At 60.7% G+C, this 15,306-nt stretch carries 15 protein-coding genes; all 15 read left to right on the forward strand.

The genetic code is table 11. From position 1 onward, the window contains the following. Positions 1-6 precede the first annotated feature (6 nt). Positions 7-1,008 (forward strand): UDP-N-acetylglucosamine 4,6-dehydratase (inverting), encoded by a 1,002-nt coding sequence (pseB, locus tag VGE08_RS13330; RefSeq protein ID WP_331068387.1) that lies wholly within the window; start codon positions 7-9, stop codon positions 1,006-1,008. After that, positions 1,005-2,165 carry a UDP-4-amino-4,6-dideoxy-N-acetyl-beta-L-altrosamine transaminase gene (gene pseC, locus VGE08_RS13335; RefSeq protein ID WP_331068388.1) on the forward strand — a complete coding sequence of 387 codons (1,161 nt, stop codon included), beginning with the start codon at positions 1,005-1,007 and terminating at the stop codon, positions 2,163-2,165. The genes pseB and pseC overlap by 4 nt, the downstream gene beginning before the upstream one ends. Positions 2,166-2,173: 8 nt before the next feature. Next, positions 2,174-3,043 carry an aldo/keto reductase gene (locus tag VGE08_RS13340; protein WP_331068561.1) on the forward strand — a complete coding sequence of 290 codons (870 nt, stop codon included), beginning with the start codon at positions 2,174-2,176 and terminating at the stop codon, positions 3,041-3,043. Between the two features lie 7 nt (positions 3,044-3,050). After that, positions 3,051-4,253: an N-acetyl sugar amidotransferase gene (locus tag VGE08_RS13345; RefSeq protein ID WP_331068389.1), complete on the forward strand. Its 1,203-nt coding sequence runs from the start codon at positions 3,051-3,053 to the stop codon at positions 4,251-4,253. Next, entirely contained in the window at positions 4,250-4,879 is a 630-nt protein-coding gene (gene hisH, locus VGE08_RS13350; RefSeq protein WP_331068390.1) for an imidazole glycerol phosphate synthase subunit HisH, read from the forward strand. Before VGE08_RS13345 ends, hisH begins: the two co-directional genes overlap by 4 nt. Next, entirely contained in the window at positions 4,876-5,679 is an 804-nt protein-coding gene (locus VGE08_RS13355) for an imidazole glycerol phosphate synthase cyclase subunit (protein WP_331068391.1), read from the forward strand. Before hisH ends, VGE08_RS13355 begins: the two co-directional genes overlap by 4 nt. Continuing rightward, positions 5,679-6,212 carry a GNAT family protein gene (locus VGE08_RS13360; RefSeq protein WP_331068392.1) on the forward strand — a complete coding sequence of 178 codons (534 nt, stop codon included), beginning with the start codon at positions 5,679-5,681 and terminating at the stop codon, positions 6,210-6,212. Before VGE08_RS13355 ends, VGE08_RS13360 begins: the two co-directional genes overlap by 1 nt. Next, on the forward strand, positions 6,209-8,236 hold the full coding sequence (locus VGE08_RS13365) for an aminotransferase class III-fold pyridoxal phosphate-dependent enzyme (protein WP_331068393.1): 2,028 nt from the start codon (positions 6,209-6,211) through the stop codon (positions 8,234-8,236). The genes VGE08_RS13360 and VGE08_RS13365 overlap by 4 nt, the downstream gene beginning before the upstream one ends. A gap of 11 nt (positions 8,237-8,247) precedes the next feature. Continuing rightward, positions 8,248-9,327, forward strand: coding sequence for a UDP-2,4-diacetamido-2,4,6-trideoxy-beta-L-altropyranose hydrolase (pseG, locus tag VGE08_RS13370; protein WP_331068394.1), 1,080 nt, complete (start codon positions 8,248-8,250; stop codon positions 9,325-9,327). Then, entirely contained in the window at positions 9,324-9,980 is a 657-nt protein-coding gene (locus tag VGE08_RS13375) for a formyltransferase family protein (protein ID WP_331068395.1), read from the forward strand. Before pseG ends, VGE08_RS13375 begins: the two co-directional genes overlap by 4 nt. After that, positions 9,967-11,025, forward strand: a complete 1,059-nt coding sequence (gene pseI, locus VGE08_RS13380) for a pseudaminic acid synthase (protein WP_331068396.1) — start codon at positions 9,967-9,969, stop codon at positions 11,023-11,025. Before VGE08_RS13375 ends, pseI begins: the two co-directional genes overlap by 14 nt. A 187-nt stretch (positions 11,026-11,212) precedes the next feature. Beyond that, positions 11,213-12,658: a DUF354 domain-containing protein gene (locus VGE08_RS13385; RefSeq protein ID WP_331068397.1), complete on the forward strand. Its 1,446-nt coding sequence runs from the start codon at positions 11,213-11,215 to the stop codon at positions 12,656-12,658. Between the two features lie 53 nt (positions 12,659-12,711). Further along, on the forward strand, positions 12,712-13,242 hold the full coding sequence (locus tag VGE08_RS13390; RefSeq protein WP_331068398.1) for an acyltransferase: 531 nt from the start codon (positions 12,712-12,714) through the stop codon (positions 13,240-13,242). 18 nt (positions 13,243-13,260) lie between these two features. Beyond that, positions 13,261-14,499: an O-antigen ligase family protein gene (locus VGE08_RS13395; RefSeq protein WP_331068399.1), complete on the forward strand. Its 1,239-nt coding sequence runs from the start codon at positions 13,261-13,263 to the stop codon at positions 14,497-14,499. Beyond that, entirely contained in the window at positions 14,496-15,290 is a 795-nt protein-coding gene (locus VGE08_RS13400; protein ID WP_331068400.1) for a class I SAM-dependent methyltransferase, read from the forward strand. The genes VGE08_RS13395 and VGE08_RS13400 overlap by 4 nt, the downstream gene beginning before the upstream one ends. Positions 15,291-15,306: the final 16 nt, after the last annotated feature.

Raw genomic sequence — 15,306 nt, forward strand, 5'->3', positions numbered from 1 at the left:
ACGTACATGTTCAACGACAAATCCATCCTGATCACCGGCGGAACCGGCTCGTTCGGCAGGCAGTACGTCAAGACGATCCTCGGGCGCTACAACCCCAAAAAGCTGATCGTCTATTCGCGCGACGAGCTCAAGCAATTCGAGATGGAGCAGGAGTTCCATCAGGACTGCATGCGCTACTTCATCGGCGACGTGCGCGACCGCGACCGTCTGATCCAGGCGATGAGGGGAGTCGACTTCGTGATCCACGCAGCGGCGCTCAAGCAGGTGCCGGCGGCAGAGTACAACCCGATGGAGTGCATCAAGACCAACATCCACGGAGCCGAGAATGTCATCCACGCGGCGCTCGCGAACGACGTGGAGAAGGTGATCGCGTTGTCCACGGACAAGGCTGCGAACCCCATCAACCTCTACGGCGCCACCAAGCTGGTCTCGGACAAGCTGTTCGTCGCTGCCAACAACTTCGCCGGCGGACACCGGACCCGCTTCGCCGTCGTCCGCTACGGCAACGTCGTCGGCTCGCGGGGGTCGGTCGTGCCGTTCTTCCGCAAGCAGATCGAGAACGGCTGCGACCACCTGCCGATCACCGACAAGGCCATGACGCGCTTCTGGATCACGTTGCAGCAGGGTGTCGACTTCGTGCTCAGAAACTTCGAGCGCATGCACGGCGGCGAGATCTTCGTGCCGAAGATCCCCTCGGTGCGGGTAGTCGATCTGGCTCGGGCGCTCGCGCCGCAGCTGCCGCACAAGATCATCGGCATCCGCCCCGGCGAGAAGCTGCACGAAGTCATGTGCCCGGCGGATGACTCGCATCTCACCATCGAGTTCGACGACCACTACGTTATCAAGCCTGCCATTCAGTTCTCGAACTGCGCCGATTTCTCGACCAACAGGCTCGGCGAGTCGGGGCGCGGCGTCGAGCGGGGATTCGAATATCACTCGGGGAAGAACCCGCATTTCCTGACGATCGACGAGATCGTTGCATTGAACGAGCGCGCGGACCTGAAATGATTCCTTACGGCCGCCAGCACATCTCCAACGACGACGTGAATGCCGTCGTCGAGATACTGACTTCGGACTGGCTCACGCAGGGGCCCATGGTTCCGAGGTTCGAGCAGGCAATCGCGCGCAAGGTGGGGGCGGGTCATGCCGTCGGCGTGAACTCGGCTACCAGCGCGCTGCACATCGCCTGTCTTGCGCTGGAGCTGGGGCCTGGAGACCGCTTGTGGACATCGCCCAATACCTTCGTGGCTTCGGCGAATTGCGCGTTGTACTGCGGCGCCTCCGTGGACTTCGTGGACATCGATCCACACACTTACAACATGAGCGTCGATGCGCTTGCACGAAAGCTCGAGCTCGCCGAGCGAGCAGGTACGCTGCCAAAGGTGGTGGTTGCCGTGCACTTTGCAGGTCAGGCGTGCGATATGCGCGGCATAAGTGCGTTGGCGATGCGCTATCGCTTCAAAGTGATCGAAGATGCATCCCACGCAATAGGCGGCGACTACTGCGGCAAATCGATAGGCAGTTGCGAGTACAGCGACATCGCCGTTTTTAGTTTTCACCCGGTCAAGATCATCACCACTTGCGAGGGCGGCATGGCGGTGACGAACGATGCGGTGCTCGCGGCGCGGATGCAGCGTCTGAGAACGCACGGAATTACGCGTGAGAGATCGGCGATGCAAGCGTCGGATGTGCCGCCGTGGTATTACGAACAACTGGAGCTGGGTTTCAATTACCGCCTCACCGACGTGCAGGCGGCGCTCGGATTGAGTCAATTCAGTCGCATCGATGAGTTCGTGGCGCGACGGCGCGAGATAGCGCGTGTCTACGATGAGGCGTTGTCGCATCTTCCGTTGACGTTGCCGTACCAGCATCCAGACGCTCTATCCGCCTTCCATCTGTATGTCGTTCAAGTGGACGCTGGCGTCGCCGGCGTGGATCGCAGAACGGTCTTCGAGCGCATGCGTGCTGCCGGAATCGGCGTGAACGTGCACTACATTCCAGTTCATACGCAGCCTTTTTATCGGACGCTGGGATTTGGCTGGGGTGATTTTCCCGTTGCGGAGCGCTACTACGAGAACGCGATCAGTCTACCCATGTACTTCGACCTCGATGCCGCTCGCCAGCGGCAGGTGATCGAGGCACTGAAGGACGCGCTGGTCCCGTGAGCGATCGAGTGCAGCTCGCATTAGGAACGGTCCAGTTTGGACTGCGCTACGGGATTGCGGGCCGGGGTGAGCCAGTACCTGAGTCTGAAGTGACAGCCATCCTTCAGGCGGCGTGGGATCGTGGCATACGAATGCTCGATACGGCGACTGCCTATGGCGACATCGAAGAGCGCCTGGCCGGCTTGACTCAGCGAACCGAGTTCACCTTCGTTTCGAAGATCCCGCCACTACCTTCGCAGTCGGACGAGTCGATGACGGCGGAGTTCGTCGATGGCTGTGTCCGTCGCTGCCGCGCGCGCCTGGAGGGGCGCCTGGCTGCATTGTTGTTCCACCGCGGCGCCGATCTGCTGGAGAGCATGGGCGAAGTGGCGTGGCAGCAAGCCCAGGCCAGCACCCATGGCACGGGCATCCGACTCGGAGTTTCGTGCTACTCGCCGGCAGATCTACATGCGATTCGTGCGCGGGCCGGCGTAACAATGGCGCAGCTACCTGGAAACGCATTGGATCAGCGGCTGCTGACAGAAGGCGCGCCGGCGGGCGTGGAGCTGCATTTGAGATCAGCGTTGCTACAGGGGCTGCTGATGCTGCCCGTGGAAGAGGGCTCACGCCGGGTTGTTGGCGCGGGCGAGGCGCTGTCAGCATGGGCACGCTTCTGTAGCGATCACGGGCTCGCCCCGTTGCAGGCCGCACTTAGCGTCGTCAAGGGGTTTCCTGGCATTCGCTACTGTGTGCTGGGCGTCGATCGCCTGGAACAACTGCACGCCGCCCTTGACGCATGGGAGCGGGCGCGGCCGATACGCGCCCCTGAATTGGCTTGTACCGATCTGGATGTAATTGATCCGCGACGCTGGGGCGCAAAGTCCATGCGCCAGGAGTAGGTGACGAATGAAACGTTGTACTAAATGCGGGCTGCCGGAAACCCACGAGACGATCTCCTTCGACAGCGATGGAGTCTGCAACATCTGTCGCCAGCATGAATTCAAGAAGGACAAGATCGATTGGCAAGAGCGCAAGAAGCAGTTGGATGCGCTCATCGAGGAGCACCGGGGCAAGGCGGACTACGACTGCATCGTGCCCTTCAGCGGTGGCAAGGACAGTACCTGGACGCTCTACTATCTGGTCAAGGAATACGGGATCAAACCGTTGGTCGTACGCTTCGATCACGGGTTCATGCGGCCCAACCTGGAAGAGAACGTCAAGCGAACGGTGAGACGTCTGGGCGTCGACATCCTTTCGTTCACGCCCAACTGGAAAATCGTGCAACGCCTCATGTTGCAGAGCTTCCTGGAAAAGGGTGATTTCTGCTGGCACTGTCACACTGGAATCTTTTCCTATCCGATGTGGATCGCCATCGAGAAGAAGGTGCCGCTCATCTTCTGGGGCGAGCCTTCGGCGGAGTACACCGCGTACTTCAGCTATGACCAGGCGGAAGAAGTCGATGAGAAGCGCTTCAATCGCTATGTGAATCTCGGGATCAGCTCCGAAGACATGTTCGTGCGCCTGGGCGGCACGGTCGATGTCCGAGACCTCAAGCCCTACTCGTATCCGCCGCTGAAGGAGCTGCGCTCGCTCAGATACAGGTCCGTTTGTCTGGGTTCCTACATCCCATGGGATGTGAAGCGTCAGGCAGCTACGATCGAAAGCGAGCTGGGGTGGCAGGGAGATCGGGTCGAGAATGTTCCGCCGCAGTACGGATACGAGAAGATCGAGTGTTACATGCAGGGAGTGCGTGATTACATCAAGTACATCAAGCGAGGGTATTCGCGTCCGTCGCACCTGGTCGCCCTGGACGTTCGCAATGGGCGTATGACCAAGGAAGAAGGCGAGGAGCTCATTGAGAAGTACGAGGGCCGTCGTCCCTGGAGCCTAGACCTTTTCCTGGAGTTTGTCGGACTCAGCGAACAGGAGTTCCTGGAGGTCGCCATGTCTCATCAGGTAAGTCCGTACGTCCATGAGCCGGAGCGAACCTTGCCCGGGGAGAAGACTGCTGATCATGCGCGGTGGAGTCGCGAAGGCCCGATGGTACGGATCGATGCGGAGTCTATTCTGGCGCGATGGCGGGCGCGCAATGCGCGCACCAATACATGAATGCGAGAGCCGCTACGCCGGTGGTGGGCCTCGTCGACTACCGTGCCGGCAACATTCAATCGATCGAGAACGCGTTTGTCAGTCTGGGAGCGGACGTCATCCGTATCCAGGATGGGGATGCTCTGGCCGACTGTTCGCATCTCGTCTTGCCCGGCGTTGGGGCATTCGGATTCTGCGCCGACCGTTTTCGTGCCAGCGGCCTGCTTGCGCTGGTGCATCACTGGGTGTTCGCCGAGCAGCGTCCCTTGCTTGGGATCTGTGTCGGGATGCAGCTTCTTGGCGACAACAGCGAAGAGTCGCCTCGGGCGGAGGGCTTGGGCTGGGTGGGCGGCGAGATCAGACGGCTGGTCGCACACCCCGGTATCAGAGTGCCACACGTGGGTTGGAACAGTGTTGAGTTCCAGTATGCCTACGGATCGTTCCGCGCAGGCGATCGCGCCGACTTCTATTTCGATCATTCCTTCGCCTACCACGATCCGAAGCAGGGTCGCACGCTCGGCTATTGCTCGCACGGCGCTCGCTTCAGCGCCATCGTGCAGCGGGACAACGTCACGGCCGTGCAATTTCATCCGGAGAAGAGTCAAGCGTGCGGTCTGCGCTTCCTGGAGAGCTTTCTGACTCAATGAGCGCCACGGCACTGAAAAAGCGCCTGATACCCAAGTTGCTGATCAAGCATCGGCAGATGGGGGCGGCAGTGAGGCCGGTTCTGGTCACGACGCGGTGCTTTACCGAAGTGCTCGACGTCGGAGATGCGGTATCGCAGGCGAAGATCTACGAGGCGCAGCTGGCCGACGAGCTCATCGTGCTGAACATCGACGGTACGCCCATCCAGGACGATCAGGTGATGTTGAGTCTGATCGAGCGGCTTGCTTCTGAAACATTCATGCCGCTTGCCGTCGGCGGAGGCGTCCGCAGCGTGGAGGACTTTGCGTGCCTGCTCGAGCATGGTGCGGACAAGGTCTGTATCAATTCCGCGGCGCTCGATTCCCCCGACCTCATCAGCGCTGCTGCGGATCGGTTCGGTGCTCAATGCGTTGTTGTCTCCATCGATTTTCGCCCCGTCGGCGATCGTGGCTTTCGCGTGTTCGCTTCGGGTGCGCGGCAAAGAACCGACTTGGATGTGCTCGACTGGGCAGTGGCGGCGGCTCGGGCCGGTGCCGGTGAGCTGTTGCTCACCGATGCCAACCGAGATGGCACCGGCAACGGGCTCAATGTGGACGTCTGCCGTGCCATTGCGAATGTCGTGCCTGTACCCGTGATCCTGTCCGGCGGTTGCGGCCTGGCAGAGCATTTCGTAGAGGGCTTTCTGAAAGGCGCGGCGGAAGCGGTCGCGGCGGGCACGTTCTTTTCTCTTCGGGACCAGAACCCGATACAAACCCGAGCTCACATTACCAACGCGGGAATCCCGATACGGACGGCAACCTGATGAACCTGGCGAGGACCATCTGGCAAGGCGAGAAAGTGCAGCTCTTTCTGCTCGAAGTCTCGGATGTGACCGAGGCCTACGTAAGCTGGCTCAATGATCCACAAGTGAATCGCTATCTGGAAAGCCGGTTCCAGCACCATACGCTCGAGTCGACTCGAGCCTTCGTCGCAAGCTGCAGGGCTGATGAGAACGTGCTGCTCCTCGGATTGCGTTACCCCTCGTTCGAAGGACGCCATGTCGGCAACATCAAGCTCGATATCAACCGGCGGCATGGGCTCGGTGAGGTGGGAATTCTGATCGGGGAGCGTGCTGTACACGGACGAGGCGTGGCGACCGATGCGATCAAGCTCATGGCGAATATCGCCCGCACACAGCTCGGCGTCCGAAAGTTGAGCGCGGGCTGCTATGCAGCCAACAAGGGCAGTGAGCGAGCGTTCGTGAAAGCAGGATTCGCTGTCGAGGGAGTGCGTCCCAAGCACGTGCTCGTCGGAGATCGTTCGGAAGATCTGGTTCAGATGGGGATGCTACTGTGAATATCGTTGCCATTGTTCAGGCGAGGATGGGGGCGGCACGGTTTCCAGACAAAGTCATGATGCCCATCTGCGGCACGCCCATGATCGGATTGTTGCTCGAGCGACTAGCTCGATCGACACGCCTTGATCGCATCGTCGTAGCCACATCGGTCGATCCCCGCAATCGGCCGTTGGTGAAGTATGTTCAGGATCTCGGCCATATGGTTTATCAAGGCAGCGAGCAGGACGTGCTCGACCGTTACTATCAAGCGGCGCTGCAGGCAGGTGCGGATGTGGTCGTGCGGATTACGGGAGACTGTCCTCTCGTTGACGCCCGGCTGGTCGACGCGGTAATCAACCTTTTTCTGGAGAGCGGCGCCGACTATGCCAGCAATATCGCGCCCCCCACCTATCCGGACGGCCTGGATACGGAAGTATTCCACTTCGCCGCTTTACAGCGCGCTCATACGCAAGCGCGGAAGCCTGAGCACCGAGAGCATGTGACACCGTATCTGCGCGAAGCCGACGGATTCAAGCGCGCAAACTACACGCATGGCGAAGATCTGTCTGCGCTTCGGTGGACAGTCGACGAGCCGGCAGACCTTGCCGTCATAAAGAACGTATACGAGCACTTTCATCCCGATCATGGCTTCTCGTGGGAGGACGTTCTGGCGCTTTCCATGAACAATCCCGAGCTATTCCAAGCCAATCGGCATTTGCTTCGCAACGAGGGTTCTCACATGGGGGCGGGACAAAAATTGTGGAGACGCGCGAAGCGCGTCATTCCGGGCGGCAACATGCTGCTTTCCAAACGTGCAGAAATGTTCCTGCCTGACCAGTGGCCTGCTTATTTCAGCCGGGCACGAGGATGCAGGGTATGGGATCTGGATGGTCGCGAATACATAGACATGTCGCTGATGGGCGTCGGTACGAACACGCTCGGATATGGACAACCTGATGTCGATGCAGCTGTGCGCAGTGCCGTCGATGCCGGCAACATGTCGACCTTGAATTGCCCTGAAGAAGTGTACCTGGGCGAACGACTGGTGGAATTGCATCCGTGGGCCGACATGGTGCGGTTGGCGCGTTCGGGCGGCGAGGCGAACGCGATTGCAGTACGCATTGCGCGTGCCGCTGCCGGACGCGACAAGGTTGCTATCTGCGGCTACCACGGGTGGCATGACTGGTACTTGGCCGCCAACTTGGGCGATGAAAAGAACCTGGCAGGCCATCTGTTGCCGGGACTCGAGCCTAAAGGCGTTCCGGAGAATCTCCGCGGTACGGTATACCCCTTTAACTATAACGACTTCAGCGAGCTGCAGCGGCTGGCGAGCGAGCATGATCTGGGCGTCATAAAGATGGAGGTGTCGCGCAATCTCGGCCCGGCCGACGGCTTTCTTCAGCAGGTTCGCAAGCTCGCGAGCGATCGGGGCATCGTACTCATCTTCGATGAGTGCACTTCAGGGTTCCGGCAGAATTTTGGCGGACTTCACAAGATGTATGGCGTGGAGCCGGACATTGCGATGTTCGGCAAAGCGCTGGGCAACGGTTATGCGATCACCGCTGCGATCGGGCGCCGCGAAGTGATGGAGGCGGCGCAAGGCACGTTCATCAGCAGTACGTTCTGGACCGAGCGTATCGGACCGGTAGCCGCTCTCAAGACGCTAGAAGTCATGGAGCGGACACAGTCCTGGGACAAGATCACGATGATCGGTCGAGACATCACCGCGCGTTGGCAGGCACTTGCGCGAAAGTATGACCTGACCATCAGCACCAGCGGACTGCCTGCGCTTACCAGCTTCAGCTTTGCGGGCCCGAACGCGCTTGCCTACAAGACGCTGCTAACGCAAGAAATGCTCGCGAGAGGCTACTTGGCTTCGACCGCCGTGTATGCGTGTACTGAGCATACGCCGGACATTCTCGACGGATACTTTGCGGCGCTGAACCCGGTGTTTGCGTTGATCAAGGAGTGCGAGCAAGGTCGAGACGTCAAGTCCTTGTTGAAGGGCCCCGTGTGTCATGCTGGCTTCAAGCGTCTGAACTGAGGGTCTCTGTCGTGCATGTTGCGATACGCGCGGATGCGTCGCGTCTGATCGGGATCGGGCACGTAATGCGCTGCCTGACGCTTGCGGACGCATTGGCCGCGCGTGGTGCGCGAGTACGCTTCGTTTGCCGTCAGATTCCGCGAAGTCTTCAGGACCTTATCGGTGCTCGCGGTCACGAGATCGTCGTGTTGCGTCCACCGGAGAGTCCTGAGATGCCGGACCAGCTTCGGCACTCTTCATTTCTCGATGTTTCGCTTGACCTTGATGCAGCTGACACGCGCACGGCTCTGCGCGGATATAGATGGGACTGGCTCATAGTTGATCACTATGGGATCGATGCCCGGTGGGAGACGTCAATGCGTGACGAAGTGAGGCGCATTCTGATCGTCGATGACTTGGCAGATCGCGTTCATGAGTGCGACGTGCTGCTGGATCAGAATATCTTTCCCGATATGCATACACGATATGCGACCCTGATGCCGCATCGCTGTCGTGCGTTGCTCGGTCCACGGTATGCGCTGTTGCGGGAGGAGTTTCAAAAGGTGCGCGCACAGGTCCTGCCGCGCAGGAGAGGCCTCAAGAGGGTGCTGGTGCTATTCGGCGGAGTCGATCCGCACAACTTGACAGGGCGCGCGCTCGCTGCCTTGGACAGCTTGAGCGGCATGTCGCTCGCTGCTGACGTGGTTATCGGCGAAGAGCATCCCTGCCGCGCCGAAATTCAGTCTCACTGCGCGAGAGCCGGTTACGTGTGCTACGTGCAAACCGACCGCCTCGCGCCGTTGATGGCAAGTGCGGATCTGGCGTTGGGAGCCGGCGGCTCGACGAGCTGGGAACGCTGCTGCCTCGGCCTCGCTACGCTCTGTGCATCCTTTGCGGAGAACCAATACGGCATCGCTCGCGCGCTCGAAGCGGAGGGTGCCTGTATTTTCCTCGGTGACGAACCCGCGATTACTCCGGAAAGCATCGCGGCGGCTATCGAGGCGCTGCAAGCGGATCCGCAGCGCCTCTTCGAGATGTCTTCGCGGGCCTTCTCGCTGGTGGATGGTGGTGGTGCGTCACGAGTGTGTGACGTGCTTGCGGAGGCCTCATGAAAATTACGATATTGTGTACCGATCCTGCGCATCCCGTCACGCCTTGCCTGCGGCGATGGCAGCAGCAACAGAACGACGCTGGCCATGAGGTGAGTCTGCTCCACGATCGAAGCGAGCTGACCGGCGGCGATTTGTTATTCCTGGTTTCGTGCAGTCAGCGAATTCCACAGGCGCAAAGGGAACGCTTTGGCGCCGTGCTGGTGCTGCATGCCAGCGATTTGCCGCGCGGCCGTGGCTGGTCGCCGCATATCTGGGCGATCCTCGGCGGCGCCTCGGAGATCACTGTGTGTCTGCTGGAAGCCGCCGACCCGATCGACAGCGGTCCGGTGTGGCTGCGTCGTAAGTTTACGCTGGCAGGACATGAGCTACTGCCGGAGATCAACGAGCAGTTGTTCAAGATCGAGCTGGAGCTAATGACCGCCGCTGTGGAGCAGTGGGGCCTCATCGAACCGCAGCCGCAAATTGGCGAGGCAGGCGAGTACATGCCGAAGCGTAGCCCGGAGCACAGCCGGCTCGATCCCGAGAAAAGTATCGCCGAGCAATTTGATCTGCTGCGCGTCGTCGATTCGCAGCGTTATCCGGCCTTCATGGACTTCCGTGGCCGACGCTACCTGATCCGGATCGAGAAGGATCCAACTTATGTCGCAGAGTAAACCTTTCGCGATCGCCGGCCGATACATCGGCCGCAATCAACCTCCGTTCATCATTGCCGAGATGTCCGGCAATCACAATCAGTCACTGGAGCGTGCGCTGCAGATCGTTGAAGCGGCCGCGCGCACCGGCGCTCACGGGTTGAAGATTCAGACCTATACGCCGGACACGATGACCATCGATCTGGACGAGCGGGAGTTCCACATTGGCGACGCGGCAAGCTTGTGGTCGGGCACGTCTTTATACAAGTTGTACGCTCAGGCGTACACGCCGTGGGAATGGCACGAGCCGATATGCGCCCGCGCGCGTGAGTTGGGCATGATTCCTTTCAGCACTCCGTTCGATGATTCGGCCGTAGACTTCCTGGAAGACTTGCGGGTTCCCTGTTACAAGATCGCCTCGTTCGAGAACACCGATTTGGCGCTGATTCGCCGTGTTGCTAGCACAGGCAAGCCGTTGATCATCTCTACGGGTATGGCTACCGTGGCGGAACTCGACGAAACCGTCCGCACAGCCCGCGACGCCGGTTGCGAGCATTTGGTCCTGCTGAAGTGTACGAGCACGTACCCGGCGAGCCCGGAGAATACGAACATCCAGACGATCCCACATCTTCGTGAATTGTTCGACTGCGAAGTCGGGCTAAGCGATCACACGATGGGCGTTGGGGTAGCTGTGGCAAGCGTGGCGCTCGGTGCAACGGTCATCGAGAAGCACTTCACGGTTCGACGCGCAGATGGGGGCGTGGACAGCGCGTTCTCCATGGAACCAGCCGAGATGACGCAGCTCGTCACAGAAAGCACGCGAGCCTGGCAGGCTTTGGGAGGAGTGTCCTATGGCATCACGCCAGCAGAGCACAAATCCATTCAGTTCCGGCGTTCGTTGTACGTGGTCAAAGACATGCAAGCCGGCGACAAGCTCACACCGGAGAACCTGCGTGCCATCCGCCCTGGTCTTGGACTACCCACAAAATATCTGCCGCAACTGCTCGGCAAGACAGTCAACAGAGATGTGCGGCGGGGCACTGCCATGAGCTGGGATTTGATCTAGCCATGGGTGTCAAAGTTTGTACATTGGATTGCGGCTCCGGGTCTGGGGCTGCTCCCGCGCAGTCACTGACTTCCGTGATCGGACAGCGCGCCAAGCGATATCGCGCGCGGCGAGCCAGTTCGCCAGGAGGATATCGAGTGACAGTTACCTGCCACGCGATCCGCACGATGCAGCTTCGAGTTCCGACATGAATCGTCCACGTGCCTTTCACATAGTTACCGTGGGATGGGAGCGGCGCCTCGTCGAAGGACTATGTGACCCCGTGGCCGCGAAGAGCGCCGCGCGATTTTCCCACATCGTCCATCCCAGCTACGTGGCGCAAGATTGCCCGGACCTCGCCCGCCGCTCGGACATCCATTTCTTTCGCTCGCATTCGCATGAGAGCATGCCCGATCCGGATCCAGGCCTCCTGGCCTCGCTCGAACGGCCGGACATTCCCACGATTCACAACATGATCCTGGGTGACCGCGTCGTGTCGAAAATCGATGGGCGCGACGCTCTGCGATATGCGACGTTTTTGGTGCGCAGGCTGATCGAGCTGTACCGCAGAATCAGTCCGGACGTGATCATCGGAGCATTCGATGCCCTGCACGGCGGTCTCGCTCTGGCCGCTGCCAGGCACCTGAACATTCCCTGGTTCGCGCTGAACTTCAGCGTCATACCGCCCGGGCTGGCCTGTTTTTGCGATCGGATGTCGCCGGCGGCGAGAGTGAGCCTGACCGGACCGGCTTCAGGGGAGTTGCGAGAGATCGCTGAAGGCGCCCTGCGCAAGTTCGAGACTCGGGACATTCAGGCCCATGCGTTCATCGCGCCGCAAGTATCGTCCCTGCCGCGCAGGCTGAGCAGACTCCCCGCACGGTTTTCGGCTCTGACTCGCACGATTCGCAATGCGCGGGATCGTGAATACGTGCAGTTCACGCAGAAGCGCGTCGAGCACGACGTGTGGGCCGCGCTGGAGCACAAGCGCCGTGCTGCGGCTGCCCGCCGGGCACTTTCGGAAGCTCACACGCTTGCGCAGGTGCCAGACACACCTTACGTGCTGTTCGGTCTGCACCTGCAGCCGGAGTCTTCCATCGACGTGTGGGCTCCGTTCTTCAGCAACCAGATCTGGGTCATCGAGTTGCTGGCCCGGTCGATACCGCCGTCGCACAAGCTGCTGGTGAAGATTCACAAGAGCGATGTCGCGAACTACTCGCGCGAGCAGCTCGAACGGATGCAGTCGTTTCCCGGCGTGGAACTGGTGCGGCCGTTTGCCGATACGCGCAGCTTCATAGAGCGCGCCGACCTCGTCGTCTCGATCCAAGGCACCATGGGCCTGGAGGCTGCCCTGCTCGGCAAGCCAGTGATCATGCTGGGCGACTCCCCCGTCAGCGTGTTCCCGAGCGCCTCTCCCGTCGGCGAGATCGTCGAGCTGCCGATGCTCGTGCGCAGCAAGCTTGCGCAGCCGCCACCCGGCCGCGATGACATCGTTGCAGCATACGCGGACTATCTCGCACCGTTCATGCCGGCCAGTCTCAACGACTGGAGCGTGGAGGTGGCCGCAGACGCCATCGAGCGCTATGTGCAGCTCTTCAGCGCGCTCGAACGGTACGTCAGGGCTGGACTATCCGCGCCGTTGCAGGTGGCGCTGTGAAGCTACTCGCTCCCAGCCGTCCGATGTCCATGCGCTCGCTTCTGGTGAAATCCGTGCGGCGACTCGTCAAGCTCGGTCAGCGCCTCAGCCTGGCCATTCGCTTTCTCGGCCAGCCCGTCAAGATCGATCCGAGCTCGTGGGTGTCGGGGCGCAGCGTCGTTCGCGTCTGTGGCGGGGGATCGATCAGCATCGGCAAGAATTGCGAGATCCATCCGTATGCAATGCTGCTGACCTACGGCGGACACATTCATATCGGAGACAATTGCAGCGTCAATCCGTTCACGATCGTGTATGGGCACGGTGGGGTTCATATCGGCAACGGCGTGCGGATCGCGGCTCATAGTGTGATCATTCCTGCCAATCACAATGCACCCACGGCGGGAACGCCGCTGCACCTGGCGGGGGTGTCGGCGCACGGAATCGATATCGGCGACGAAGTCTGGATCGGCTCGGGGTCGAGAATCCTCGACGGCATCCGCATCGGCCGCAATGCTATCGTTGGTGCAGGCAGCGTCGTAACGAAATCGGTGCCGGACAACGCGACCGTGGCTGGCGTCCCTGCGTCTGTCATCCGGCAGCGATAGGATTCGCTCAGAACACTCATGTCGCAGGCAGTCGTAACTTCCAGCCCATCGTCGGTGCGGGTGCGCATCAACCGGTTCGTCGGGCTTTCCGCTTCGTTCGCGCTGGCTGCCGTTACCGGGCTGGCACTGACTCTGGATGCCTTCGTCGAGTCGCTCAATTCGGCGCGCCTGGCTGCGGTGATTCTCGCGCTATTCCTGCTCCAACTGATCAGGGTTCCGCGCTTTGCATTCACCCGCGAGCTCGCTCTGTACGCGATGTTCTTCAGCTACATGGTCATACAACTGCTCTGGACCGATGATCTCCTTCTCGCGCGAAACACGATCGTTCCCGCTGCGGCCTTCCTGCTCATTCTGGTTCAGGTGGGCGCGCTCGCGGCCTACCATGACCTGCGCGCGGTTCTTGGCGGCGTCCTGGCCGGCAACCTGATCGGAGCCGCCTACTACACGAGCACGACCGGTTTTCCTTTCGCGTACCCGGCCGATTTTTCCTACAATGCCATCGCCAGCGTCTATCTATTCGGTTTCATCGTCGCGCTGCTGTTGAGTCTCTACAAGCGATCGTCGGGACCGGTTCTGCTCATTGCCCTGGTGCTGATGCTGCACATCGTCGCGACGACGTCGATCAAGGCCAATCTGGGCATTGCGCTGGGCACGCTGGCCGCGGGCATATTCTATTTCAGGCACTTCGCCAGGATGCTGCGTCGTAACGCCATTGCGCTGGCCGCGCTGGCGGGGCTGCTGGCGATTGCGGTGGCATCCAACGCGGAGTTGCTCGAAAGGCTCCAGAGCGGCATGCAGCGCGTCGCGCTAGGCATCGAAGTGCTGCAGGCACGAGACAACGTGGCGGGCTACTCGGCGCTGGATGATCGGAGCGAATGGCTCCGTGAAGGCCTGAGCGGCTGGGCGCTCAATCCTCTGTTCGGTCATGGCGTGGAGGCGTTTCGCTCGCGCTTCGGTATCACGTCGCATTCGACGCCGGTCGACCTACTCTACAACTCGGGTCTGGCGGGATTCGCGCTATTCTACGGTATATTCATGGCGATGACGTGGCGACTGCTCCGCGCGCGTCGAACAGGCCGGACCGTGGACGCTCTCCTTTTCGGCGCTGTCGTTTGTTATGTGTTCATTACCATGTCCGGAACGATGCACTACAACTCTTCCCTGGCAGCTTTCATCGCGCTCGGCACGGCGATTCTCCGTTCGCACTCGCCCAAGCCTTCCCAGTCGGAGAATCCTCCAGGAGCGGCGCGCTTGTGAGGCAGGTTGTCTATTCCTCGCGCGCCCGGCGGCTGATCTACCTCGAAGAGAAGGCGACGCCGGAGTTCTGGGACGAGCACTGGCGGGCCGAGGGCAAGCCGAAGCCGATAAGTCCGCGCGATGACGTCATTACGGTCACGCGCCGGTACCTGCCGCCCGGAGCGCGAGTCCTCGAAGGCGGCTGCGGGCGCGCGAACAAGGTCAAGGCGATGGCCGACGCCGGCTTCAATGCGATTGGCATCGATTTCGCCGAGAACTCGGTGAAGCAGGCCGTCATCGACTATCCCGACCTCGACGTGCGGCAGGGAGACGTCAGGGCTCTGAATTTCCCCGACGGCTATTTCGACGGCTATTGGTCCATCGGCGTCATCGAGCATTTCTGGAACGGTTACGACAAGATCCTCGCGGAGGCGGCACGTGTGCTGAAGCCGGGGGGCTACCTGTTTCTGACGGCGCCATGGTTCTCACCATATCGCAGACGCAAGGCTGATCGTGGCCGATACCAATCGATCGACTTCGCAGACGAACCGGCTTCCTTCTATCAGTTCGCGCTCGGGCGGGAAGAGGTGTGCGCGGGGCTCCGACGGCATGGTTTTCAGGTGGTGCGCTGGCGCGGGCGCGTCGCGGAAATCTCAATGAAGGATGACATGAGCTCGTTCCGACGCCCGATCGAGTGGCTGCTCGCTCCGCGCCCCTCGATCTTCAAGCGCGCGCTTCGCCTGGTCGTCGGGCGAGCGCTAGACCCGTACTGCGGTCATTCCTTTCTCGCGGTTGCCCGGCGCAAGGGGTAGGGGAGCGCTGCTTCAA

This window comes from Steroidobacter sp., from assembly GCF_036406195.1.
Classification (GTDB): Bacteria; Pseudomonadota; Gammaproteobacteria; order Steroidobacterales; family Steroidobacteraceae; genus Steroidobacter.